This is a genomic window from Paenibacillus sp. FSL R5-0928 (assembly GCF_037970385.1).
Taxonomy (GTDB): Bacteria; Bacillota; Bacilli; order Paenibacillales; family Paenibacillaceae; genus Paenibacillus_AQ; species Paenibacillus_AQ odorifer.
On sequence record NZ_CP150225.1, the window covers coordinates 4,288,194 to 4,314,791 of the forward strand.

At 45.1% G+C, this 26,598-nt stretch carries 22 protein-coding genes; all 22 read right to left on the reverse strand.

Going from position 1 to position 26,598, the window contains the following annotated elements; genetic code table 11:
- Window positions 1-61: 61 nt before the first annotated feature.
- On the reverse strand, window positions 62-274 hold the full coding sequence (locus tag MKZ16_RS19150; RefSeq protein ID WP_038571911.1) for a YlzJ-like family protein: 213 nt from the start codon (window positions 272-274) through the stop codon (window positions 62-64).
- Window positions 271-1,038 carry an ATP-dependent Clp protease proteolytic subunit gene (locus tag MKZ16_RS19155; protein ID WP_038571914.1) on the reverse strand — a complete coding sequence of 256 codons (768 nt, stop codon included), beginning with the start codon at window positions 1,036-1,038 and terminating at the stop codon, window positions 271-273. Before MKZ16_RS19155 ends, MKZ16_RS19150 begins: the two co-directional genes overlap by 4 nt.
- 213 nt (window positions 1,039-1,251) lie before the next feature.
- Window positions 1,252-2,931: a ribonuclease J gene (locus MKZ16_RS19160; protein WP_036688436.1), complete on the reverse strand. Its 1,680-nt coding sequence runs from the start codon at window positions 2,929-2,931 to the stop codon at window positions 1,252-1,254.
- Between the two features lie 508 nt (window positions 2,932-3,439).
- Complete coding sequence (dapA, locus tag MKZ16_RS19165) at window positions 3,440-4,315, reverse strand: 4-hydroxy-tetrahydrodipicolinate synthase (protein ID WP_036688439.1); 876 nt, start codon at window positions 4,313-4,315, stop codon at window positions 3,440-3,442.
- A gap of 16 nt (window positions 4,316-4,331) precedes the next feature.
- Entirely contained in the window at window positions 4,332-5,555 is a 1,224-nt protein-coding gene (gene dapG / locus MKZ16_RS19170) for an aspartate kinase (RefSeq protein WP_076106337.1), read from the reverse strand.
- Between the two features lie 260 nt (window positions 5,556-5,815).
- Complete coding sequence (locus tag MKZ16_RS19175; RefSeq protein WP_036688443.1) at window positions 5,816-6,412, reverse strand: dipicolinate synthase subunit B; 597 nt, start codon at window positions 6,410-6,412, stop codon at window positions 5,816-5,818.
- Window position 6,413: 1 nt separating this feature from the next.
- Complete coding sequence (dpsA, locus tag MKZ16_RS19180) at window positions 6,414-7,310, reverse strand: dipicolinate synthase subunit DpsA (RefSeq protein ID WP_036688445.1); 897 nt, start codon at window positions 7,308-7,310, stop codon at window positions 6,414-6,416.
- Between the two features lie 568 nt (window positions 7,311-7,878).
- Complete coding sequence (gene dut, locus MKZ16_RS19185) at window positions 7,879-8,325, reverse strand: dUTP diphosphatase (protein ID WP_170914171.1); 447 nt, start codon at window positions 8,323-8,325, stop codon at window positions 7,879-7,881.
- Entirely contained in the window at window positions 8,300-9,568 is a 1,269-nt protein-coding gene (locus MKZ16_RS19190; protein ID WP_036688449.1) for a pitrilysin family protein, read from the reverse strand. The genes dut and MKZ16_RS19190 overlap by 26 nt, the downstream gene beginning before the upstream one ends.
- A gap of 78 nt (window positions 9,569-9,646) precedes the next feature.
- A complete protein-coding gene (locus MKZ16_RS19195; RefSeq protein WP_076106339.1) occupies window positions 9,647-10,630 on the reverse strand; it encodes a polysaccharide deacetylase family protein in 984 nt (327 codons plus the stop codon).
- A gap of 235 nt (window positions 10,631-10,865) precedes the next feature.
- Window positions 10,866-12,968: a polyribonucleotide nucleotidyltransferase gene (gene pnp / locus MKZ16_RS19200; protein ID WP_036688453.1), complete on the reverse strand. Its 2,103-nt coding sequence runs from the start codon at window positions 12,966-12,968 to the stop codon at window positions 10,866-10,868.
- Between the two features lie 293 nt (window positions 12,969-13,261).
- On the reverse strand, window positions 13,262-13,531 hold the full coding sequence (gene rpsO / locus MKZ16_RS19205; RefSeq protein ID WP_036656390.1) for a 30S ribosomal protein S15: 270 nt from the start codon (window positions 13,529-13,531) through the stop codon (window positions 13,262-13,264).
- A 148-nt stretch (window positions 13,532-13,679) separates the two neighbouring features.
- Window positions 13,680-14,627, reverse strand: a complete 948-nt coding sequence (locus MKZ16_RS19210; protein WP_038571921.1) for a bifunctional riboflavin kinase/FAD synthetase — start codon at window positions 14,625-14,627, stop codon at window positions 13,680-13,682.
- 37 nt (window positions 14,628-14,664) lie between these two features.
- On the reverse strand, window positions 14,665-15,579 hold the full coding sequence (truB, locus tag MKZ16_RS19215) for a tRNA pseudouridine(55) synthase TruB (protein ID WP_036688456.1): 915 nt from the start codon (window positions 15,577-15,579) through the stop codon (window positions 14,665-14,667).
- Window positions 15,576-16,553 (reverse strand): bifunctional oligoribonuclease/PAP phosphatase NrnA, encoded by a 978-nt coding sequence (locus tag MKZ16_RS19220; protein WP_076106341.1) that lies wholly within the window; start codon window positions 16,551-16,553, stop codon window positions 15,576-15,578. The genes truB and MKZ16_RS19220 overlap by 4 nt, the downstream gene beginning before the upstream one ends.
- A gap of 72 nt (window positions 16,554-16,625) precedes the next feature.
- A complete protein-coding gene (gene rbfA / locus MKZ16_RS19225; protein WP_036688461.1) occupies window positions 16,626-16,973 on the reverse strand; it encodes a 30S ribosome-binding factor RbfA in 348 nt (115 codons plus the stop codon).
- 18 nt (window positions 16,974-16,991) lie between these two features.
- Window positions 16,992-19,652 carry a translation initiation factor IF-2 gene (infB, locus tag MKZ16_RS19230; RefSeq protein WP_036688463.1) on the reverse strand — a complete coding sequence of 887 codons (2,661 nt, stop codon included), beginning with the start codon at window positions 19,650-19,652 and terminating at the stop codon, window positions 16,992-16,994.
- Window positions 19,645-19,968: a YlxQ family RNA-binding protein gene (locus MKZ16_RS19235; RefSeq protein WP_036688466.1), complete on the reverse strand. Its 324-nt coding sequence runs from the start codon at window positions 19,966-19,968 to the stop codon at window positions 19,645-19,647. Before MKZ16_RS19235 ends, infB begins: the two co-directional genes overlap by 8 nt.
- Window positions 19,961-20,269 (reverse strand): YlxR family protein, encoded by a 309-nt coding sequence (locus MKZ16_RS19240; protein ID WP_036688467.1) that lies wholly within the window; start codon window positions 20,267-20,269, stop codon window positions 19,961-19,963. Before MKZ16_RS19240 ends, MKZ16_RS19235 begins: the two co-directional genes overlap by 8 nt.
- A 28-nt stretch (window positions 20,270-20,297) precedes the next feature.
- Window positions 20,298-21,395 (reverse strand): transcription termination factor NusA, encoded by a 1,098-nt coding sequence (gene nusA, locus MKZ16_RS19245; RefSeq protein WP_036688470.1) that lies wholly within the window; start codon window positions 21,393-21,395, stop codon window positions 20,298-20,300.
- 26 nt (window positions 21,396-21,421) lie between these two features.
- A complete protein-coding gene (gene rimP / locus MKZ16_RS19250; protein ID WP_036688473.1) occupies window positions 21,422-21,889 on the reverse strand; it encodes a ribosome maturation factor RimP in 468 nt (155 codons plus the stop codon).
- Window positions 21,890-22,088: 199 nt separating this feature from the next.
- On the reverse strand, window positions 22,089-26,417 hold the full coding sequence (locus MKZ16_RS19255) for a PolC-type DNA polymerase III (protein ID WP_038571931.1): 4,329 nt from the start codon (window positions 26,415-26,417) through the stop codon (window positions 22,089-22,091).
- Window positions 26,418-26,598 lie beyond the last annotated feature (181 nt).

A 26,598-nucleotide genomic window follows, 5' to 3' on the forward strand; every position in this document is an offset into this window, starting at 1 on the left:
CAACATTATACCATATAATGGCGTGGCGTACCTATGTTCTCTTTTGTCAGAAATTGAATCTTTATGTTATTGTAATTATCGAACCTGGAGAGAACGCCGGATCTAGATAACGGTTCAGTGGACAATCCAATAATCTCACGATCCGCGCACGCCCTTCCTCCATCGGTTCAACCTGCATCAGCATGCCCTGCACACTCACTTCTCGGGTTGTTGCATAATTGTTAAATGCCCCCTCCCACACCTGTTCCATTGCAACTACTGTGTACAGTGTCATTGCGTAATCCCTCCTGGAGTCGATGCAGAGAAATCCCCGCCAATCATTCGGTTGAGATGCGCTAGAGCCGCTCCGATCCCGCCGACCTCATCCATAAGGCCATATTTAACGGCATCCAAGCCCCCCACAGCCGTCCCGATATCACGATTGAGCTCACCTGTCTTAAACATGAGATCACGGAACTGTTCTTCAGAAATACGCGAATGGGAAGTCACAAATTTAACGACACGTTCCTGCATTTTCTCCATATACTCGAACGTTTGCGGCACTCCGATCACTAAACCATTCATACGAATCGGATGAATCGTCATCGTTGCACTTTCGGCAATGATCGAATAAGTGGAGGAAACTGCAATCGGCACCCCGATACTATGCCCGCCTCCAATGACCACGGTTACCGTTGGCTTGGAGAGGGATGCAATCATTTCCGCAATTGCTAATCCCGCTTCTACATCTCCACCTACCGTATTTAAAATGATAAGCAGACCTTTGATGTTTTTATTCTGCTCAGCAGCCACCAGCTGTGGAATGATATGCTCATACTTTGTTGTTTTGTTCTGTGGAGGCATTACAATATGTCCTTCAATCTGACCAATAATCGTTAAGCAAAAAATATCAGGCTCTCCACTTGGGATTACCGTTTGTCCAAGCTCCTTAATCGCTCCCATTGCAGTGGGCGGCATATTTTCATTAGGATTCGGATTAGTTTCTCCTGGGATAACTTCCTCATTTTTTGCTCCATTTGATCCTTCGATGTAGTTCATCTTCGCAGCTCTCCCTTGTCATATGCAGCTCTAGTCTGCTGTTGCCTTACTAACAATCCTTAGTATGACATTTCAGGGTGCTGCCTTATGCAATTTTCAGCTTATGAAGTAATTATGACATGCAAAAACCCCTTCTCCCAAGGAAACCGTCCAATATTTCCGGGGAAAAGGGGCTCAGCCCTAGCTATATATTCATTGAAGGAGAAACTCTCCTTACACTTCCATGATAATTGGCAAAATCATCGGTCTGCGGCGCGTTTGTTCATATAAGAAACGGCCCAGCGAATCTTTTACGCTTGTTTTAAGGGAAGCCCACTCATTTACTTTTTCACTCATCAGGCGTTGCAATGTACTGGATACAATTCGGTTAGCTTCGTCGAGCAGTCCTTCGGACTCCCGAACATAAACGAAACCACGTGAAATGATGTCAGGTCCAGAAACAATGGCACCATTCTGTTTGCTAAGTGTAACCACGACAACCAAGATACCGTCTTGAGACAGCAGCTTACGGTCACGCAATACAATGTTACCCACATCGCCTACACCTAGTCCGTCAATCAATACGTTACCAGCCGTTACTTTACCAGCTTTACGAGCGGCACCGCCTTGGATCTCAACAATTTCACCGATTTCAGTGATGAAAATGTTCTGTGGATCTACGCCAACGGATTCTGCCAGCAAAGCATGTTTGCGTTGCATGCGGAATTCACCGTGGATCGGAATGAAGAATTTCGGCTTCATGAGGTTGAGCATAAGCTTAAGTTCTTCTTGGCTACCGTGACCGGATACGTGAACGCCGGAGTTGGAACCGCTGTAAATCACATCAGCGCCAAGACGGAACAATTCATCGATGGTACGGCCTACATATTTCTCATTACCTGGTACAGGTGTTGCCGCAATAATAACGGTATCACCTGGCAGGATATCTACTTTACGATGACTGGAACGCGCCATACGTGTCAATGCAGACATTGGCTCGCCTTGGCTGCCTGTGCAAAGAACAACGACACGATTAGCTGCCATTCTATTCATTTCTTCTGGTTCGATCAGCATACCGTCAGGTACGTTCAGATACCCAAGCTCAGAAGCGATGGATACAACGTTAACCATACTACGGCCAATTACTGTAATCTTACGACCCGTGGATTCTGCTGCATTAACCACTTGCTGAATACGGTGCACATTGGAAGCAAAAGTTGCTACAACGACACGTTGCTCAGCTTTGCGGAAAATATCTTCCAGCACAATACCGACATTCTTCTCAGAAGGGGTAAAGCCTGGTTTCTCAGCATTCGTACTATCCGACAAAAGAGCAAGCACGCCCTTTTGGCCAATCTCTGCCATCCGATGCAGATTTGCAAATTGACCGTTGACTGGGGTGTGGTCAAATTTGAAATCGCCCGTATGAACAACATTTCCTTCCGGAGTCTCAATGCATACACCCACGGAATCAGGAATGCTGTGATTGGTTCTAAAGAAAGTTACCTTAAGTGAGTTCCCCAATTGAATTTCTGAATCTTCGTTGATCAGAATCCGTTTGGTGTCACCCAGCAGGTTCGCTTCCTTCAATTTGTTCTCTACAAGGCCTAAAGTTAATCTTGTTCCATAGACTGGAACATTCAAATTCTTCAGGACATAAGGCAGACCACCGATGTGATCCTCGTGTCCGTGAGTAAGCACAATACCTCTTACCTTGTCACGGTTCTCTGTCAAATACGAGATATCAGGAATTACGATGTCAATACCGAGCATATCCTCTTCAGGAAACTTGAGTCCCGAATCCACGACTACAATGTCAGCTCCGTATTGAATAACATACATGTTTTTCCCGATTTCTCCGACTCCGCCCAATGCGAAAATCGTCAATTTATCGTTGTTGTTTTTTTTGGACAAATGAATCTAACCCTCCTATGATGTTGGACGTCATACTTTTATTGGTAAATATCGAACTTCGATTATTTCAGCGGCGCTGAACACATTCTTCAAACAGCTAATAACTTCCAATCAACAAGGAAATTCCTGAAATCTGTAAAATGCGCAATGCGAAAGCTCCCGATTCCGGGCAGTAAAGTTCATATTGAAGCGGACAAACGCCGTCAAAATTCACCGTCGCGCCCCTCGCGCGAAGACATGTCATTTATTTAAACAGACTCATCTTGGGACCTATCCTGTCTCACAATGTATTACATTGACGGAAGATTACCGCATATTTAATTTTAACCGCACCCAGTCACTTAAGATCATTATACATGATTTTTTTGGCAAAAGACAAGTCATCCGCCTCGTATCCAAATTCTTTCCTTAAATTCGTCTCAATATTTCAGAAAAAAAATATAAATGCAAAAACCGGCTCCCCCAATAGAGTAGCCGGTTTAGAACGTTCATCATCAATGATTAATTCTTAGTGAAATAGTCCTTCAATAAAAGCCGCTTCCGCTTCCGTTGGCGAAATAAGTGGCAATCTGACTCCGCCCACAGGGATCCCCTTGAGTCCTAAAGCATATTTTACTGCTGATGGATTGGGCAGCGGTTGTGGGCATTCAAACATTCCTTTAAAAATCGGGAACAGCTGGCGATGAATCTCTCCAGCAAGCTGAACATTGCCGGAGGTATAAGCGTAAATCATTTCTGACATCTGCGCACCAACCACATGGCTAGATACACTTATAATTCCGTATCCACCAACAGCCAGACTGGCAAGACCCGAGGCATCATCACCTGTATATACACGGAAATCATCTGAACAAGCAGAGGCAATAAGTGTTACCTGATCCACAGACGCGCATTCTTTCGTAGCAATGATGTTCGGAATCTCAGCAAGTCGCAGGGTAGTGGCCACGCTCATACTTACACCTGTTCGACCTGGAACATTATATAGAATCACTGGTAATGAAGTCTCTGAAGCAATCGTGGAAAAATGCTGATAAAGACCTTCCTGATTCGGTTTATTATAATAAGGAACGACCAAAAGCACTCCATCTACACCTATTTTCTCTGCTTCCTTCGTCAGATGAATGGAATGTTTCGTGTTATTGCTGCCAGTTCCAGCAATAACTTTACAACGTCCATTCGCCTTTTCCAGCACAAAAGAAAACAGCTGCAGCTTTTCCTCATCGCTTAACGTAGGCGATTCCCCTGTCGTTCCGCAGACAACCAAAGCCTCTGATTTCTGTACCTCAATTAAATAATCGACAAGCTGTGAAGTTACATCCCAGTTGATTTCTCCATCCCCATCAAAAGGGGTTACCATGGCTGTTATTAATCTTCCGAAATCCACTTTGAATTCCTCCCTGTCAGCGGTGCAATTCAAACATAGCATGCAGCGAACGCAAGGACTGCACCATATCTTCTTTTTTCACAAGCACCCATATCGTTGTATTCGAATCCGCGGATTGTAGAATTTGAATGTTTTGCGAGCTAAGCGCCTCAACGATGCGCGCCATAATACCAGGCACACCGTTAATTCCGCCCCCGATAACAGAAACTTTGGCACAACCCGATAAACTCTTAGGTCGCAAACCCAGCTGTTGCAGAGCAGAAATAGCCTTCTCTGATTTGTCATCAAAAACCGTATAAAGAGCTTCCGTAGGTGTTACATTAATAAAATCAACGCTTATCCCGTTATCTGCCATACTCTTAAAGATTTGCAATTGCACTCCGGTTCCGTTACCGTCCGGGCATTCTACAGAAATCTGTGTAACATTGCTGACATAAGCAATCCCTGTAACGAATCGATCCACAATACCCCCTGCTTGGATATCGTTAAATCCTTCTGGATTCGTAACCAGCGTACCTTCAGCTTCTGAAAAGGTTGAACGAACACGAACTGGAATCTGTGCCTGCATAGCAATCTCAACCGCACGTGGATGAATGACTTTTGCTCCCTGATGAGCCATATTGCAAATTTCAGTATAACTAACGTAAGTTAATGGCTTAGCATCTTCAACGATCCGTGGATCAGCTGTAAGTATCCCGTTAACATCCGTATAAATATCCACCATATCAGCATGAAGAGCAGCACCCAGTGCTGTAGCAGAGGTATCACTACCGCCACGGCCTAAAGTTGTTAAATCACCCGCTTCAGTCTGGCCCTGGAACCCGGTAACAATAACCACTTTATCCTCACGCAGCTCACGGAGAATGCGTTCCGGACGTACATCCAGAATTCTGGCATTGCCATAGTTGCTGTCTGTCAGAAATCCTGCCTGAGCTCCCGTTAATACTGTAGAAGCGATACCTTCATTCTCCAACAGCCCACATAGAGTAGTAGCTGAAATAATTTCACCGCAGCACATCAGGAGATCTTTTTCCCGGTCAGGAAGTGCATCTCCGTTCTGCACGGCCCATTCCAGCAAAGTGTCTGTTGCGTAAGGCTCTCCGCGACGGCCCATGGCCGATACAACAATAACAAGACTGTAGCCACTTGCCAGCTCTCTTTTGACATTGCGGATTACGTGTTCTCTAGCTTGCGGTGTGGATAGCGATGTTCCTCCGAATTTTTGTACCAGAATACCCATGTATAATTCCCCCATTATTATCAAAGCAAACACACTAATCATTCGTGAAAAGATTACGGTACGTGAGCTTATTCGTTAAGTAAGTTGTTAAATGGCTGTACCGCCCTCGAACCTGAGGACGGTAGCAATATTGCTTATATTTTTTTGATAGCAATGAACTTAGCTGTTTCCACTACGTTATCTTGGCACTTCTCATTGCTCATTTGGTGCATCTCCCCTTTTATTGTCCACAACAAAATCAGCCGAGTTCTGTTAATTTTCTATGCTGAATGAAACCGTTCGATGATCATCGGCTGTAGTTGTTTACCTTGCAAAGCGGCATAGCAAGCTTCCGGGATAAGATCCATGCGTGCCACGAGCGAGTTAGGTTTACCCTCAGGGTTATCTTGACCGAATGGTACAAAATAAATATGTTTAGCCACCAGAAGCTTAGCAATATTTGCGGCATTTAGGCCCAATCCATCATTTGTAGATATCGCTAGAACTAGTGGACGTCCGTTGCGCATCTGCGATTTAGCTGCCATTAGCACGGGACTATCCGTCATGGCATTAGCCAGTTTACTCGTTGTATTTCCTGTGCAAGGTGCTATTGTCAGCACATCCAGCAGCTTGGAAGGACCCAGCGGCTCCGCTTCAACAATTGTAGAAATGATATCATTCCCTGTTATATCTTTCAACTGTTTTAACCAATTTTGCGATGTCCCAAAGCGGGTGTCTGTTCCTAGTACAGATGCTGAAACTATAGGTACTACGTTTGCTCCCCCGTCTACGAAGCGCTGAATTTGTGGCATTACCTCAGCAAAAGTGCAATGAGATCCAGTGATCGCATACCCTACTGTTTTTCCGTGCCAATCCATTTTATTCGTCCCCCTTGATTAAAGCCTCGTCCGAAATCGACTGTACCAGCGCATTTGCCATAATAATCCCAGCGCTTTTTGGAGCTACAATGCCAGGGAGTCCTGGAGCCAGCATCGCCTTAATCCCACGTTTTTCAGCATAACGAAAGTCACAACCGCCTGGTGCAGATGCCAGATCAATAATTACGCAATGCGGCGCAAGCCGCGAGAGCACCTGAGCGGTGATGATCATACTTGGTATCGTATTAAATATAAGATCCACATCCGGTACGTGAAGCAGCAGCTCACTGGTCATAAAAGGCTTCCAGCCCATTTCCTCAGCACGTGCATAATGTTCTTGTTTTCTGACACCAACCTTTACACTAGCCCCCAGTCCCTGTAGACTTCGAGCCATTGTAAATCCAGTTCTACCTAAACCAAGCACCATTGATTTCGAGCTGTGAATCGTAAAATCCGTGTTCTGAATGGCCATTACCAGCGCTCCCTCCGCTGTCGGGATAGAGTTGTAAATAGCCACATCATCACGATTAAGCAGTTCGATTAACTTTAGTGAGTGCTTGGTACACATCCCGCGCAAGTAACTTTTAGCCATACCGGTATACACTAAACAATCGGATGGCAGCGCAGTGAAATGCTCCTCCAGAATCGTTAAACGCTCAGAAGAAAATAGAGCACTAATATTTCCTTCATCATCACAGCCTACCGTGGGCAACACTAATACATCTGCATTACTTAGCAGCTCTACCGTCAATTGTTCCAGGCTCACCCCTGGGCTAGGGGTCTCCCACTTATCGAACCCGGCAGCGCTTACCGTCGCATCCAATTCCACACATTTCCGAATCACTTCAAGCTGTCTCGCGTCCCCGCCCAGGAACACGATCCTGACGCCAGTAAGCATAGGGATGACGCTCCTTTCAACATACACTATCGACTATAAAGCATCTTATGCTGGGCATAGTTAATGGGTGAAGAGCGGAAATGAAATCCCCGGCACGCATGGCTGATGGCTGATGAGCAGATGGCTTACGGCTGATGAGTTACGGACCGAGATGCAACTATTTGTGTATTTTTTGTCTTTTAGGAGGAGTTTCGGACTGGAGAGCTCTTATTCGACATAAACAGGTTCGATATCAGGTGTTTTTATCCAATAGTGACACTGGGGTCCGAAAACAGCCAAATTAAGAAGATTTGTTGTTAATAAGAGCGCTGAGGTCCGATAGGGGCTTCGTTTTTAATTTGACGGTAGGGTTAGAGTTGTGGCAGAGCGCCAATGAAAATGCTGAGTTTATTCGATGGGGAAATCGGATGTAGTTGGAGTAGCAGATAGCACTTTATAAAATGCTATCTGCATAACAATCGAAGAAAATAATGTTTAATGATAATTAACTCTGCATAACAAAAAAAGCTCACGAATCATGCCTTGGGCATGAATTCGTAAGCTTTTTAAATGAATTATATCAACAGTCTTATTTGCCAGTATGACCAAAGCCTCCGGCTCCACGTTGTGTTTCGGACAACTCTTCCACTTCCACCAAATTAACCACTGGAACAGCTTGAAATACCATTTGGGCAATCCGCTCATTGCGAGCGATAGCAAACGGCTCCTGCCCCAGATTGATCAAGAGTACTTTGATCTCTCCGCGGTAATCAGCGTCTATAGTTCCAGGTGTATTCAAGCAGGTAATCCCGTGCTTCAAGGCCAGTCCACTACGCGGACGGATCTGCGCTTCAAGCCCCTCTGGCATAGCCAGTGAAATCCCCGTTGGAATTAAAGCACGCTCTCCTGGTGCAAGTACAATTTCACCCGCAACTGCAGCATAAAGATCATAACCGGAAGCTTGCTCCGACATTTTACAAGGAAGATTTACATCCTCGTTTCCAGTAAGTTTATTGATTTGTACGTAATAAGACAAGATCATCTCTCCTAACATTTGCAATAGCTTTATCTGATGAGCCTACCATCGCTAAAGAAAGCGGCTCCGCGAACATATGGTCCAGCACACTGTTGATATTGTCCATCGTCACTAGCTGAATTTTGGCGATCATATCGTCCAATGTATTATGTCTTCCGAGCATAAGTTCATTTTTTCCGATACGGTTCATTCGGCTGCTAGTGCTTTCGAGACTAAGAATGAGACTGCCTTTAAGCTGCTCCTTGCCTTTTCTCAGCTCATCTTCACTGAGGCCGTTGGTAGCAAGTTCGTACATCATTTCCTTGATTAACTCCATGACATCTTTTGTTTGCTTGGGCGCTGTACCAGCATAGACCGTAAACAGACCAGAATCTGCCTGGGAGCTGTGATAGGAATACACCGAATAAGCTAATCCGCGTTTTTCACGAATTTCCTGGAACATACGAGAGCTCATCCCTCCGCCTACGGCATTATTGATCAGCACCATAGCATATTGCAAGGGATCGCCAGAACGTACGCCAGGCAAGGAAAGACAGATGTGATTCTGCTCTGTTTTCTTGCGGTGAAATAAGAGTTCTCCATAGTAATCTGGTGGAGTCAGCGGCGCACTTGTACCATGATTATCAAAAGAACCAAAATGCTGTTCCAGCAGTTCGATCAATCCATCACTAATGTTGCCGGCTACACTTATAACCGTATTCTCAATCGTGTATTGTTCCTTCATATACGCCCGAAGATCATCCGGCTTCATCTCCATCAGCCGTTCCTTCAAGCCAAGGATGGAATACGCTAGCGGATGGTCCTTGTAGGCAGCAGCACACATCAAATCATGTACAAGATCATCCGGCGTGTCTTCGCACATGGAGATTTCCTCAAGGATGACATTCTTTTCTTTCTCCAGCTCTTCAGCGTCCATCCGTGAACGGAAGAACATATCCGCTAATACATCTACAGCGATGGGCAGATGCTCATCCAGTACTTTAGCATAATAACATGTATATTCCTTTGAGGTAAACGCATTTACATTGCCCCCGATGGCGTCAAACTGCTCAGCAATATCCTTGGCGCTGTACCGATCCGTACCTTTAAAAAGCATATGTTCTACAAAATGGGATATCCCGTTGTTTCCAGGGTGTTCATTCCGAGAGCCTGTCTTTACCCAGATTCCGAAAGAAACGGACCGGCCAGTCGGGATTTTCTCCATTACCACTCGTAAACCATTGGATAACACTATTTTTTCCACTTCAAGTCCTCCTGGCAAATAGCCATGTTCTATCTAATTTAATTACACGTGCCTATAATCCTACCAGAAATACAGCTCTCACTCAACATTAGAGGGGATCAGCCGCTCTGCTGAGAGCGTTTGACTAACTGTGCCTAACTGCAACCCTTTTGCTTTGATTCCACGTATCATGGCCCTCAGAGCTTTGGAGGATGAGGCTGTGGGATGCATTAAGACTAGAGTGCCTGGTTCCGCTTTGCTTGTGATTTTGGCAACTACAGATTCAGGAGAAGGATTACGCCAATCCACGGTATCCACGGTCCATAGTACGGTCTTGAGCCCTAAACTGCTGGCAATTTCTACTGTCTCCTGATCGAAATCACCAGAAGGGGGTGCGAACCATTTATTAGTGACTCCAAGCGATTCCTTTAACAGCTTTTGTGTCTTCTCAATTTCTACAGTAGCTCGCGCACGACTTAAAGTACTCATATTAGGGTGGGTATAAGCATGATTCTCCATCTCATGACCACGTTTTAGCATTTCTTTAGCCAGCTCCGGATTTTTACTCAGCCAGCTCCCATCCAGAAAAAACGTAACTTTAACGTTCTCTTCATCCAAAACATCCAACATTGGCACAATGTACTCATTTCCCCACGCCACATTAATCATCAACGATACCATCGGTTTGGCCGGATTCCCACGATATATGGGTTCAGCTCCCAGTTGATTCAGTGATATCTGTGGTTCAATCTGCCGATACATAAATTTTATAGGTTCTTTTGGCGCCAAAAGAGCATTCCGATATGTACTCTCTACATCAATCTCAAGTCCGTTATAACCCGGAATCGCCTTCCATACCCGATCAACCACGGCATTCACTGGAGGGGCATTAAGTTTGGCTGCGGCGGTCTCAATCCGTGTCCGAAGATCATTGTTCTCCGGCTTAGAAATATCCTTCCACACAGCTAGGTCATCCTGCGGCTTCAATTGCGCAAGCATGTCCTTTACCGGTCCCTGAGTGCTGCCAATTCCTATCACGATCGCAATACAAGCAACCACTAAAGCCACTTTTTCCGTCTTCATGACGACTTCCTCCCCGGCAGAAACGACTTGTAGTCCGTTCCACACGAATACAAAGACACTTTGTCCCAATCTATGAGACAAGAGAGGAATTTATGTCATAAGAACAGAGGCAAGAGGCGTGATAGTGATGCACTTTACTTTATTTCATATAAAAAAAGAGCCAGAACGCAATCGCTTCTGTCTCCTTTTATTATGCTATTAGGTACTTTAGAAAAGGTACCTCTACAATTGAAACTTAAGCTTTAGCTCCAGTTTCCGAAGTCAATACCGCTTTACGCGACAGGTTAACCCGGCCTTGTTGGTCGATTTCGGTAACTTTAACGGTAATTGTATCCCCGACAGCTACAACATCTTCAACCTTAGCTACGCGCTCAGTGGACAATTGGGAAATGTGTACCAATCCGTCTTTACCCGGAATTAGTTCAACAAATGCTCCGAATTTCTCAATACGTCTAACTGTACCCACATAGATTTCTCCGACTTGTACTTCACGCACTAGTCCTTCGATAATCGAACGTGCCTTTTGGATCATCTCTTCATCTGAAGAACCGATAAAGACACGGCCATCTTGTTCGATGTCGATTTTTACGCCGGTTTCTTCAATAATTTTATTGATAATCTTACCACCAGCACCGATAACATCACGGATTTTGTCCGGATTGATGTTGATAATAATAATTTTTGGAGCATATTTGGACAGATTAGGTCTTGGCGCAGAGATCGCTTCATTCATTTTGTCCAAGATGAAAAGACGGCCTTCTTTAGCCTGCTGAAGTGCATCCTGAAGAATGTTGCGGTCGATACCGGCAATCTTAATGTCCATTTGAATAGCTGTAACACCTTCTGCTGTACCAGCTACCTTGAAGTCCATATCTCCGAGGTGATCTTCCATACCTTGAATATCCGTCAGGATGGAGACATGCTCTCCGTCTTTGATCAGACCCATTGCTACTCCGGCTACCGGTGCTTTGATTGGCACACCAGCGTCCATCATAGCCAGAATGCTGGCACAGATACTTGCCTGGGAAGTAGAACCGTTAGATTCAATCGCTTCTGATACTAGACGAATCGTGTACGGGAATTCAGTTTCACTAGGTATAACCTTGGATAATGCACGTTCTCCAAGTGCTCCATGACCGATTTCACGGCGTCCTGGTGCTCTAAGCGGACGAGCTTCCCCTACGCTGAACGGCGGGAAGTTGTAATGGTGCATGAAACGTTTCGTTTCAGTAGGATCGATTCCGTCGAGAATTTGCACATCACCTAGTGCTCCAAGGGTACAAACGCTAAGGATTTGTGTTTGTCCACGTGTAAACAGACCGGAACCGTGTGTACGCGGTAACAGACTTGTATCACATTCAATCGGACGGATTTCATCAAGTTTACGTCCATCTGGACGAACCTTATCATGTGTGATTAGACGTCTTACTTCATCCTTCACGATATCATGTAGGACTTCTTTAACATCTTTCAGAAGCTCCGGTGCTTCTATGTACTTCTCTACGAAATACGCAACCGCTTCATCATTAACGACATCAATCGCTTCCTGACGCGCATGTTTTTCAGCTATTTTAACGGCTTCCACCAGACGAGCCTCAGCAAATGCACGGACCTCAGTATTCACGTCAGCATTCACTGTATGCAGCTTCACAGCCATTTTTTCTTTACCAGCCACTTTAACCAGTTCTTCAATGGTTGCAACGATCTTGCGGATTTCATCATGACCGAACATAATCGCTTCGAGCATCACATCTTCCGTCACTTCGTTCGCTTCTGCTTCAACCATCATGATTGCATCCTTCGTTCCAGCAACCACTACATAAACATCACTGATTGCTTGCTGAGACATATCCGGATTGATCACAAACTCTCCATTAATCCGACCTACAGCAACGCCGCCGATTGGTCCATCAAAAGGCACATCGGAAATACTAAGTGCAGCTGAAGTACCGATCATAGCAGCAATATCTGGTGCGCAGTCCTGATCCACACTCATTACCATGTTCAATACCTGAACATCGTTACGAAATCCTTCAGGGAACAGTGGTCTGATTGGACGGTCTGTCAAACGGCTTGACAGAATCGCTTTCTCACTCGGTCTACCTTCCCGTTTAATAAATCCGCCAGGAATTTTACCTACCGCATATAATCTTTCCTCATAGTTGACTGTAAGCGGGAAAAAATCCAGATCCTTAGGCTCTTTCGAAGCCGTAACGGTACATAATACCGAAGTATCCCCGTAACGCACCATAACAGCTGCATTTGCTTGTTTAGCCAGGCGGCCCGTTTCCAGCACAAGGCGTCTTCCACCCAGCTGCATTTCTACACGTTTTTCCATAAATACCTCCTTGAATAGTAGTAGACCCGCAGTCTAAAATAGCAGGTTCACATATCGATCTAAATGAATTGGAAAGGCTTGTCCCAAAGGGAGGCTACCTATTCTGTATGCATATAAGAAGAAACGGCTGGGCCTTACTGAAAAGTAAAGCCGCCGTTTTTGCGAATAATCTCATCGATCCTAATATTAAGTTTTCCCTAAATTTTCAAAAAGCAACCCAGCTGTCCCGCTGTCGCTCCGAGAAGGACATACGGTATACAACCAGGCTGCTTTAAGAGTAATCTTATGGAAAATTAACGACGCAATCCCAGTCTTTCGATCAGGGCGCTGTAACGTCTGATGTCTTTGTTTTTCAAATACGCCAGAAGTTTACGACGTTGTCCAACCATTTTCAACAATCCGCGACGGGAGTGATGATCTTTCTTGTGCGTACGCAAGTGGTCAGTCAAATTAACGATGTTCTCCGTTAGGATAGCAACTTGCACCTCAGGGGATCCAGTATCGGATTCGTGAGTTTTGTGCTCGTCGATCAATTGATGTTTACGTTCTTGAGTTAATGCCATCCTGTTCACCTCCTTCAATATAATCGCCACTAGCCTCGTCACCGTCGGTGAGAACGTGCAACCAAGCTAAGGTTATGATGCTGTAAGCCAGCAACGTTACTTAGTATAGCATCTCCATTAACAAAAGTAAACGGCTTGTCCGGGATGACTATAAATTATACTCCAGAATCTTCTTCGCGGTTTCTGCATCCTCGCCAATCTGAGTAATCAATGCCCCAATGGAGTCAAACTTCCGTTCTGGACGAATGTAAGATACCAATTCTACCTTAAGCTCTTGATCATACAGGTCACCCTCGAAGTCAAACAGATGTACCTCAAAGCTCGGAGTCAACACACCCTCATGAAAGGTTGGTTTAACGCCCACATTCATAACCCCGTACAGAACTTTATCCTTATAAAAGACTCGAACCGCATATACACCTTTGGTCGGAATGACAAAATGATCACTGAGCTTCAAATTGGCAGTTGGAAAACCAATTGTGCGGCCTCTCTTCTCACCATGCCCCACTTCACCACGCAGATGATAGCAACGTCCGAACCAGGAGTTTGCCAGTCCCAGATCTCCATTTTGGAGACTTTTGCGAATGCCGGAGCTGCTAACCTTTTCGCCTTCAAGCAGAAAAGGAGGAGCAACTTCCACATTCATAACACCTTCACCCAGCTTACGAAGCATCTCAACATCGCCTTCACCTTGGTAGCCAAAGCGAAAGTCAAAGCCAACAACTGCAGTTACAATATGTAGCGGCAAAAGCATAACAGAGACAAAATTCTGTGGACTAACCCGGGAAAGCTGCTCATTAAATTCAATAACATACAGGATATCTACACCCATGCTGGCAAGAATCTCTTGCTTTTCAAAGGGTGGCGTCAAGTACCCTTCATAATCCCCCTTACCCATAACATCTTTGGGATGAGGATGAAATGTAAGGACTGCAGCCGGCACACCTTGTTTACGGGCTAAGGCCACAGCGGATGTAATGACACTGGCATGTCCACGATGCAGGCCGTCAAACTGCCCTAGAGCAGCCACTTGAGGTTGTGCCCATTCGGCAGCAGTCTCCGGCGACATCGGATAGGTTAACGTTACGGTTCTCACGCTGTTTCTCACCTACAATTCACTTGGTAAAATTGATTTAAGCTTGTGCAAACACTTTTACTGGGGCAATAGCACCTGTCTCTTCCAGCTCATAAATGCCAAGAAACAATCCCTGAAGATCGTATAGCCGAATTTGACCTGCTGTCTTCACTTCTGGAGCAATGAACCGCGAAGACAAACGTTGACCCTGCAGTGCTGCCTTCTTCTTCTCATCCATAACGGTATGCTTAGGCAAATGCGAAATTGCCTCATCAGCAGCGATTAAATGATCTTCTAATGTTCCGGCTTCCTTGTGCGCGGCAATATCCTCAAGGGATAAACAATGGCTGGCAGAAATTCCTGCCGACATTGTTCTCTCCAGCTTCACCATTACACCCGGCAGTCCAAGCGCACGACCGATATCAACACAAAGTGTTCGAATATACGTGCCTTTGGAGCATAATACCCGGAAAGTGATGTCGGGATGATTACCTTCCCAAGTCATATCCGTCATTTCGATTTCATAAATCTCTACTTCACGACTTTTTCGTTCAACGGTCTTGCCTTCTCTAGCCAATTCATAAAGACGTTTGCCATCCACTTTCACCGCAGAGTACATGGGAGGAACCTGAGAAATTACACCTTTGAAAGAGGCAAGCACTGCAAGAATCTCTTCCTCAGTTACATGAACCTCATCTACAGTTTCCGTAATGGTTCCAGTTAAGTCTTCAGTATCACTGGACATCCCCAGTCTCAGTGTTGCCACATATTCTTTGGGCAGCTCCTGAATATACTCCACAACGCGAGTCGCACGTCCCAGACAAAGCGGCAATACACCAGTCACTTGGGGATCTAGTGTCCCCGTATGACCAATCCGTTTCATGCCGAGAATACGACGTGCCTTGGCTACAACATCATGTGAAGTGAAGCCTGCCGGTTTATAAACCGCCAGAACACCTTCTAGTTCACTCATAAATGACGTCTTACCTCCTCAAGCACCTGAGCTATTGCCTCTTCAAGCGTAGCTTCTATACGCGCACCTGCAGCACGGGTATGACCGCCGCCTCCAAACGTTTGCGCCAATGCAGCCACGTCTACTTTACCTGCAGAACGTAGACTAACCTTGACCGCATGTTCGTGAATAACTTTAAAAAGAATGCCTACTTCCACGCCCCGAATATTACGAGGGTAGTTTACGATTCCTTCCAAATCTTCATTAGCAGCAGCACATTCGATCATATGCTCGGGTGTAACATATAGCCAGGCAATATCTCCTTCAGGAGATAATTCCAGCGTATTTAAGGCTTTATTTAATATTTTAACCTGTGGCAGCGTCATTTCTTCAAGCAATGTCTCAGCGAGTTCAGGACCGTTAACTCCAAGGGATAATAGCTCAGATACAGCTGCCATTACTTTTGGTGATGTGTTGGTATAACGAAAACCACCGGTATCTGTTAACAGACCCGTATATATAGCTGTGGCGATATCAATATCCCATTCGATCTCGAATGTCTTCAGCAGGTCGAACAATATTTCCGCTGTCGCAGCTGCATCCGGTTTGATTAAATTAACGAATCCATAACCGTTATTTGTTGGATGGTGATCAATGTTCAGGATAAGAGCCTCATTCGCAAAATAGCGGTTTGTCAGCCCTACTCGCTGAAAATCCGCACAATCCACACAGATGACGTTGCTGTATTGACGGGGCGGTTCACTAGAGGCCATATTGATGATTTCATCCGAATGCCATAGGTATTCCATTCGCTTCGGGATCGGTCCTTCATTCAGCATAGTGTATTTTTTGCCCAGACATGAGAGAAGCCAGCCCACCGCAAGGGTGGAGCTGACTGCATCTCCGTCCGGCTGAACATGCGACACTACAAGGTAATCGTCGTGTTCCAGCAGAAACTCACGGGTCTGCTGGAGACTTTGTTCATAGCTCTGCATTCGCCGTCTCCTTTTTAAAGGTTGTTCAAAATAGCATAACGCTATTTTGAACCCCACTTTAATCACTTATTTCTAATCGTTCTTATGAAGCTCTCCGAGAAGCTTCTCAATATGACTGCCATAAGCGACAGATTCGTCGATCTTGAAGATCAGCTCCGGTGTATGCCGAAGGCGAATGGCCTTGCCAAGCTCTGAGCGAAGAAAACCATTGGCTTTCTCAATCGCTTTAAGCGAGTCTGCCTTCTGCTCTTCATCCCCGAACACGCTTAAGTATACCTTGGCTTGCGATAGATCGTTAGTCACATCTACGCCAGTTACAGTTACAAAACCGATTCGAGGGTCTTTCAGACCGCTTTGGATAAGTTGACTAAGCTCTTTCTTGATCTGCTCGCCCACTCGTCCTGCTCTAATTTTAGACATCTATATTCACCTCTTCGCTTAGCGCTCTACAGTTTCCATAAGAAACGCTTCGATAATGTCGCCCTCTTGGACGTCATTATAGCGTTCCAAAGTTATGCCACATTCATAACCTTGCGCCACTTCTTTGGCATCATCTTTGAAACGTTTCAAAGTATCAACCTTACCAGTGAACACTACGATTCCGCTACGGATCAAGCGCATTTCAGCATTACGGGTAATTTTACCAGAAGTAACCATACATCCTGCAATGGTACCCACTTTGCTGATTTTGAACACGCTGCGAACTTCGGCGTGACCGATAACATTCTCTTTATAAATAGGATCGAGCATACCTTTCATGGCACTTTCGATTTCTTCAATTACGTTGTAGATAATGTTGTGCAGACGAACATCTACTTTTTCTTGCTCAGCAGCTGCTTTGGTCTGTGCGTCTGGACGAACGTTAAAGCCGATAACGATAGCATTAGATGCTGCTGCAAGCGTAATATCGGATTCAGTAATCGCACCAGCACCGCTGTGAATGATCTTCACGCGTACGCCTTCCACTTCGATCTTAGCCAAGGATCCTTTAAGCGCCTCAACTGAACCTTGTACGTCAGCTTTGATAATCACGTTAAGGTCTTTGATCTCGCCATCTTTAATGTGCTGGAACAGATCATCCAAAGTTACACGGGTGTTCGTATTCAGCTCAGATTGACGTTGGGAAGTGGAACGTCTATCAGCAATCGCACGGGCTTTACGCTCGTCTTCGAATGCCATAAACGGATCGCCAGCTTGTGGCACCTCAGTCAAACCAGTAATTTCTACTGGAGTAGATGGTCCAGCTTCTTTAATCTTACGACCTTTATCATTGACCATCGCACGTACACGTCCGAAGCAGTTACCTGCTACAAAGGCATCGCCGACTTTCAACGTACCGTTCTGAACGAGTATACGAGCAACTGGTCCACGGGATTTATCAAGCTCAGCTTCTATAACAGTACCGCGTGCCCGTTTGTCAGGGTTCGCTTTGTACTCATTAACTTCAGCTACGAGCAGGATCATTTCCAGCAGTTCTTCCAAGTTAATACGTTGTTTCGCAGAGAGGTTAACGAAGATGGTATCTCCACCCCACTCTTCAGGAACAAGTTCATAACTTGTAAGCTCTTGCTTCACCTTATCAGGATCTGCGCCCGGCTTGTCGATTTTATTAACAGCGACAATAATCGGAAGTCCAGCAGCCTTAGCGTGTGCAATAGCTTCAACGGTCTGAGGCATAACACCGTCATCAGCAGCAACTACGATAATTGTCATATCCGTAACCTGTGCACCACGAGCACGCATAGCAGTAAATGCTTCGTGACCAGGCGTATCAAGGAACGTGATTTTCTTTTGATTGATTTCTACTTGATAAGCACCGATGTGCTGAGTGATTCCGCCGGCTTCGCCTAGAGTCACATTTGTCGAACGAATAGCATCAAGCAGTGTAGTTTTACCATGGTCAACGTGACCCATAATAGTAACTACTGGAGGACGAGTCTGAAGATCCTCTTCATTGTCATTCTCTTCCACTGTTTCGAAGCTGTCCTCATCAACAGGAATCTTCACTTCTACTTCTACGCCAAATTCAGCAGCGAGTAGCAAAATGGTGTCGATATCAAGTTCTTGGTTGATGGTAGCCATAACACCCATTGAAATCAGCTTTTTGATTACTTCAGAAGCATCCTTGTGAAGCAATTTCGCTGTTTCACCAACGGTCATGCTGCCACGAACGATGATTTTCTTAGGTGTGTTATCGATCTTCTCGCGGTGTACCATTGGTTGGTTCTTGCCACGACCATTCTTACCACCACGACCGCGGTAGTTACCACCTTTACCATCATCAAAACGTCTTTGATTATTATTTGGTCTGCCACCAGTTGTGTTCTTTTTAGGACCTCTGTCATCACCGCGTGTGAAACCTCCGCCTGTGCCAGATTGACCTTGTGGACGGCTGTCAGTGCGTGGTGCACTGTTTTGTCCTTGCGGACGGCTGCCACTTGTGTTGCTTCCTTGTGGACGGCTTCCACCAGTGTTGCTGCCTTGTGGGCGGCTACCACCAGTATTGCTGCCTTGCGGACGGCTGCCACTTGTGTTGCTTCCTTGTGGACGGTTGCCGCCAGTATTACTGCCTTGCGGACGGCTGCCACCGGTATTGCTACCTTGTGGGCGATTGCCGCCGGTAGTGCTGCTTTGCGGGCGGCTGCTACTAGTACTGCTAGTACTGTTAGTACGTGGAGCACCGCTTTGTTGCGGACGTGCATTCTGCGTTGAACCTGTTTGTGTTCTGCGGGAATCTTGTCCGCTTTGGGGCCTTGGGGACGTCGTCGATTGGTTGTTGTTTTGGTTACTGTTCATACCTACCTGCTTTTCCTGTTGATTTTTGTTGGCATTCTGAGCACTTTGAGGTTCGGCTGTTACCGCACCGGTTGTTACCGGCCGGCTGCTGGTGCCGGTATCCCGCTTGGCTGCAGCGTTTGATTTGATATCCTTAAAGAACTGTTCAACTTTGTTCACGGATCCATTCTCCATGACACTCATATGATTATTCACGGGGACATTCAAACGCTTCAGAATAGTAATAATTTCTTTACTGCTCATGTTTAGTGACTTTGCGTATTCGTACACGCGCAATTTATCTTTGTTCTCTTCTTTAGTCAATAAATCCACCTCCGACAGTATCTCCGAGTTGCTTGGAGATCATTTCCGCGAATCCTTTATCCGTAATGGCCAGTACTACACGCTGGTCTTTACCAATACTTGCACCGAGTTCATCCCGGTGAAATGCGATTACTAGTGGAATATCGTAAGTTCCGCATTTATCACGGAACTTTTTTTGGGTATTATCTGAAGCGTCACCTGCCAGAACGACCAGCTTCGCCTCTGAAGACCGTACAGCTTTGAGTACAGCCTCGTCACCGGTGACTATCTTGCCTGCTCTCATGGCAAGCCCTAAATAAGAAAGCGCCTTACTCATTATCCTCACTATCCTTTGCTGCTAGGAACTGCTCTTCCACGGATGTAAACTCCCGGGCTAGCTGGGCGTAGATTTCAGGACTCACTTGACATTTCAATGCACGGTCAAGTGCTTTGTTCTTTTGTGCCAGCTGAAAGCATTCAAGCTTGCCGCATATGTAAGCACCACGGCCTGACTTCTTACCCGTCAGATCAATCAGCACTTCACCTTCAGGCGTTCTTACCACACGAATCAGCTCTTTTTTAGGCATCATCTCTTGGGTAGCAACGCATTTACGCAGCGGCACCTTTTTTTGTTTCATACCAAACGCCTCCCGTCAAGCAGGTTAATTAATCTATGGAGACGGAATCCTGATGCATTTCATCAATAGAAGATTTCGGTCTGCCGTATTCCTGCTCCGCTTGAGTTTCACTCTTGATATCAATTTTCCAGCCGGTAAGTTTAGCGGCAAGACGTGCATTTTGCCCTTTAATACCGATAGCCAGTGATAATTGATAGTCAGGAACGATAACTCTCGCCATCTTCTCCGCTTCAAAGACTTGAACTTCAAGAACCTTGGAAGGGCTTAGTGCATTCGCAACATATTCCTGCACCAGATCAGAATAACGGACGATATCGATCTTCTCACCGCGAAGCTCAGTAACGATGGTCTGAACGCGTGTGCCTCTTGGACCTACGCAAGAACCAACGGGATCTACTTCTGGATTGCGGGAATACACAGCAATCTTCGAGCGGAAGCCAGCTTCACGAGCTACAGAACGAATCTCAACTACACCGTCAAATATTTCAGGAACTTCAAGCTCGAACAGACGCTTCAGTAATCCAGGATGACTGCGGGAGAGCATAATCTGCGGACCTTTTGTTGTATTCTCAACTTTTGTGATATAAGCCTTGATGCGTTCGCTTTGTTTGAACTTTTCACCTGGCATCAATTCGCTAAGCGGAAGAACCGCTTCGATTTTACCAAGATCAATGTAAATGTTCCGCATATCTTGACGTTGAACTAGTCCAGTAACGATATCATCTTCTTTGTCGATAAAAGCATTATAGATAAGTCCACGCTCTGCTTCGCGAATCCGTTGAGTTACAACCTGCTTAGCAGTCTGTGCGGCAATACGTCCAAAATCACGCGGTGTCACTTCAAGCTCAGCGATATCTTCCAGCTGGAAATGCGGGTTAATTTCTCTGGCTGCCGGCAATGAGATTTCAGTCCTTGTATCCAGGACCTCCTCAACAATTAACTTGCGGGCAAACACTTTAATGACACCTGTATTGCGATTCATGTCAACACGCACGTTCTGTGCTGCATTGAAATTACGTTTATAACTAGAGATCAGCGCCGCTTCAATCGCTTCAAACAGCACATCTTTACTGATGCCTCTCTCCCTCTCCAGCTCATTCATTGCTTCAATAAACTCCATACTCATGAATTTCCGGCCCCCCTTTCAAGACGTTAAAAAATAATGGCCAATCTCGCACTTGCGACCTTGGCGTACGGTACTGCATGTTCTTTTTTGCCCGCGGAGATGAGCAGTTCCTCGTTCTCGAACGAGAGCAAACGACCTTCAAATTCTTTGAGTCCTTGAATCGGCTCATAAACAGTCACATACACGTCCTTACCTACCGCTTTAGCTACATCCGCAGCTTTTTTGAGAGGACGCTCTGCTCCCGGCGAGGAAACCTCAAGGAAATATGCCTCAGGAATAGGATCATTCTCATCTAACTTCTGACTGAAATATTCGCTAATGATCCCGCAGTCATCAATATCAATGCCGCCTTCTTTATCTACGAATATACGCAGAAACCAATTGGAGCCTTCCTTCACGTATTCAACGTCCACCAGTTCGAAACCATTGTCGTCGAGATAGGGCCCGAGCATCTGCTCTACCGTTTGTTTAATTTTAGATTTGGGTGTGCTCAAAAGAAAATTACCTCCACGAACTTGTCTTTTGCTATATACCAAAGATAAAGAGTGGGTTTCCCCACTCTTTACACAACGGACTTATCTCATTATTACCAAAGAAATTATACCATAGGGAAACTGGACTGACAAGTGCTAGCCCTTGACTCCCCCTTTGGAGCACTCTTTTCTAGCCATGAAATAAGTGTTGTTAAAGCCTTTAAAATAGGGAAAGTTGATTGCTTTCCGGTAAGCCGCGGAAGCAGCCCATGCCAGTCAGCAGCTCAATAACCGTCTTACTTGCCTTTGATTTCTGCTGGAAATCTTCAATAGACAGGAACTCTCCAGCATCTTTCGCAGCAGCTATGTTGATAGCAGCATTCTCACCAATTCCCGCTAATGCGGAAAACGGAGGAATCAAACTCTTGTCATCAACAATAAACTTATTCGCTTCTGAGCGGTAAAGATCAATGTTTTTGAATGTAAACCCACGTGCCGTCATCTCCAAAGCCATCTCAAGGACAGGCAACATAGCCTTTTCCTTAGGCAAAGCTTGAAATCCTTTTTGCTCAATTTCTACGATCTGACGGCTGATGGCTTCATACCCCTTACAGCACAATTCAATATCAAAATCTGCCGCACGTACAGAGAAATAAGTCGCATAATATTCAATAGGATGATACAGCTTGAAGTAGGCGGTACGTACTGCAGAAATTACGTATGCAGCAGCATGCGCCTTCGGGAACATGTATTGAATCTTTAGACAAGAATCAATATACCATTGTGGGACCTTGCACTTTTTCATTTCCTCGATCCATTCGTCAGACAAACCTTTACCTTTACGAACACTCTCGGTAATTTTAAAGGCCAAGCTCGCATCCATTCCCGCTTTATAAATTAAAAAGAGCATGATGTCATCACGACAACCGATAACGGTCTTAATGTTACAAGTGTTATTCTTTATAAGCTCTTGAGCGTTACCAAGCCAAACTCCAGTACCATGAGACAAACCTGATATTTGCAGTAAGTCAGCAAAGCTGGACGGCTTCGACTCAATAAGCATTTGACGTACGAACTTGGTACCCATTTCGGGCACACCATAGGTCGCAACCGGTGATCTGATTTCGTCAGGTCTTACTCCAAGTGCATCTGTAGAGTTAAACATGCTCATTACTTTCGGATCATTCATCGGGATAGAAGTTGGATCAACACCTGTCAAATCCTGAAGCATCCGCATCATCGTCGGATCATCATGACCCAGAATATCAAGCTTCAGCAAATTCGCGTCAAAAGCGTGATAATCAAAGTGTGTGGTCTTCCATTCAGCATTGACATCATCTGCCGGGAATTGTACTGGCGTAATATCTTCTACCTCCATATAGTCTGGAACAACGACTATACCACCCGGATGCTGTCCCGTACTACGTTTAACGCCTGTACAGCCAGCCGCCAGACGGCCAACTTCAGCTCCACGCCAACGTTTCTGGTGCAGTTCTTCGTATTTTTTTGCAAATCCGAAGGCTGTCTTCTCAGCTACGGTACCAATCGTTCCGGCACGGAATACATTTTTCTCACCAAACATTTCTTTGGTAAAGTTATGTGCATTCGGCTGATATTCCCCTGAGAAGTTCAAGTCGATATCGGGGACTTTATCCCCTTTAAATCCAAGGAAGGTCTCGAACGGAATATCCTGGCCTTCACCTTTGAGCTTCTGACCGCAATCCGGGCAGACTTTATCTGGTAAATCGAATCCGCTCCGCACACTACCGTCCAGGAACCATTCACTATGGCGACACTCGGGATCTAGGCAAATATAATGCGCAGGCAAAGGATTAACTTCTGAAATCCCAAGAAATGTAGCGACTACAGAAGAACCTACGGAACCCCGCGAGCCTACGAGATACCCATCCTGATTTGATTTTTTTACGAGACGTTCAGAAATCAAATAGTTGGCAGAGAACCCGTATTTAATAATCGGTGCAAGCTCTTTCTCCAAACGGGCAATAACTACTTCAGGCAGCTCTTCACCGTAAATGGATTTGGCTGTATTGTAGCAGGTCTCGCGAATTTCTTCGTCCGCCCCGTCAATAATTGGTGTAAATAGCTTATCTGGAAATAGCTCCAGTTCTTCAAAACGCTCCGCCAGCTCAACTGTATTTGTGACAACGACTTCCATCGCTTTTTCAGCACCGAGAAATTCGAATTCAGACAGCATTTCATCCGTTGTGCGGAAGTGTGCATCCGGTTTGCGTTGGTCTTTAAGCGGACTAAAGCCTGTGATCCCATTAATCGTAATATCACGATACAGCTTGTCCCGGGGTTCAAGATAATGCACATTCCCCGTTGCGATAACAGGTTTATTCAACTGTTCCCCTATTTCGCAAACCTTGCGGACTACATCGCGAAGCTCATCAGGGCCTGCTACAAAACCCTTGTCCACCAAGTGCATGTACATGGTCAATGGCTGAATCTCCAGCACATCATAAAAATGAGCAACCTCCATGGCTTCCTCAGTCGTTTTGTTGAGTACTGCTTCAAAAAACTCTCCACGTTCACAACCGGAAATGACTAGCAGTCCATCTCTATGCTCTTCCAGCTTGGATTTTGGAATACAAGGTACACGTTTGAAATATTCCGTATGTGACATGGAAATGAGCTTATAGAGATTTTTTTTGCCTATTTGATTAAGTGCATAAATATTACAGTGGAACGGTCTTGTGTTCGAAAGATCATTACCCACATAATCGTTTAGCCGATCAAGGCGGGTCATGCCCTTCATCTTTTCAGCATCTGCGAGCAATCCTGTTAATATACCGCCGAGTGCTATGGTATCATCAATCGCACGGTGATGGCTCTCCAGAAGAACTTTATATTTATCGGCTAATGTGTTCAGCCTGTGATTCTTCATGCTTGGATATAGTAAGCGAGCGAGCTCAAGCGTATCAAGAGATGGATTCGGAAGATCAGGTTCACCTATTTTACGTAACGAGGCCTGAATAAAACCCATATCAAATCTGGCGTTATGAGCTACAAGGATACTGTCACCCACAAATTCAACAAACTTACGCAGTACTGGTTCAAGATCAGGAGCATCCTTAACCATTTCATCCGTAATATTGGTCAATTGCTGAATATGATAAGGGATTTTCTCATGCGGATTAACAAAAGTAGAATAACGGTCTACTTCTTTGCCTTCGCACATTTTAATGGCCGCCAGCTCCGTAATATTATTGCGGGTAATCGATAAACCCGTGGTTTCTATATCAAACACTACATAGGTAGCTGTCTTCAAGTCCAAAGGCTGAGCATTCTCGACAATATTCACAGAGTCATTCACAACATTAGCTTCCACACCATAAATCATTTTTATCTTATGCTTATGAGCTGCATGGTTTGCATCAGGAAAAGCCTGAACGCCACCATGATCAGAAATAGCAATCGCAGGATGACCCCACTGGGCAGCTGTTTTGACATAGGTAGTGATCGGAGTGACCGCATCCATCGTACTCATCGTAGTGTGAAGGTGGAATTCCACCCGTTTCTTAGGAGCAGTATCTTTACGTGCAGGCGGTGCCTTAACTTCCGTTAAATCCGAAGGGATCATCACGAGCTCAGGAATCTGCATAAAACGGTCATATTCTACTTTCCCGCGTGCTCTTACCCATTTGCCATTAGCTAGCTGACTCATAACCTTCAGATCATCTTTAGTCTTCGCGAACATCTTCATTTGTAGAGAATCCGTAAAATCGGTCAGACTGAAAGTGAACAAGGTACTGCCATTGCGAAGCTCCTTACGATCCAGACCAAAAATGGTACCCTGAATTGTAATTTTCTTCTCTTCATCTTGAATTTCAAGAATCGGCACAGCCTGTTCCTTAATTTCATACCCCACTTGAAGCTTAATTACTTCATTAGGATCGCTATCATCAGCAGGAGCTTCTGTTTCCACAGCAGTCATCATCTGCTCAACAATCTCGCGTTGTTCTTGCTGAAGCTTTTGCTGAAATTCTTCGAATGCTTCAACATTATTATTTTCGTTCTCCGCCATTAGTAATTTAACTTTTAAGGAGAGACCGAAATACTTATCATAAAATTTAATAATTGCTCCATCGATGCCTTTTTTGCGAGCCAACTCCATAGAAGTGGAATCACTCATCGTCAGCATTAAAGTGTCATCTTTAAGCTCTTGGGTAGAACGTGTCAGCCAGCCATTAACCGATGGAATCTCCCGATGCACCCACTCCAAAAACAGTCCCCAATATTCTTGGACAAGCTCCGCTCTACTAACCTTCTCATCATATAGGAACAAAAAGCTTACTTTAGCTATATGCTGTAGCTTCTCCCGCATTCTAAGGCTAAATGTCCGATATACCTGTGCTGGAACCAGACTTTCTTTCGTAATAACGATTTGCCAGTCCCGGTTGCCGCGACTGATCTCAACACGTTCTATATACCCGTCTAAAAAGTAGGGATCCATGATTGCAGGCGGAATTTCACCCTGCTTCATCAAGAGCTCGAACCTTTTTCTTCTCTCCTGGTTTTGTTCCATGCTTTCCTCCCACCTTTAATAACCCAGTTAAAACTATCCATGATATACAGTGAAAGTACAATATGATAAGAAGAAACGATGTTGTCGCCTTTTAAAGACGATAACTGTTTCTCGTAAAAATATAAGGATAATTTATAGCGAATTCCTATAAATTCTTATATTTTAAAAAGCTTCTGGTTTC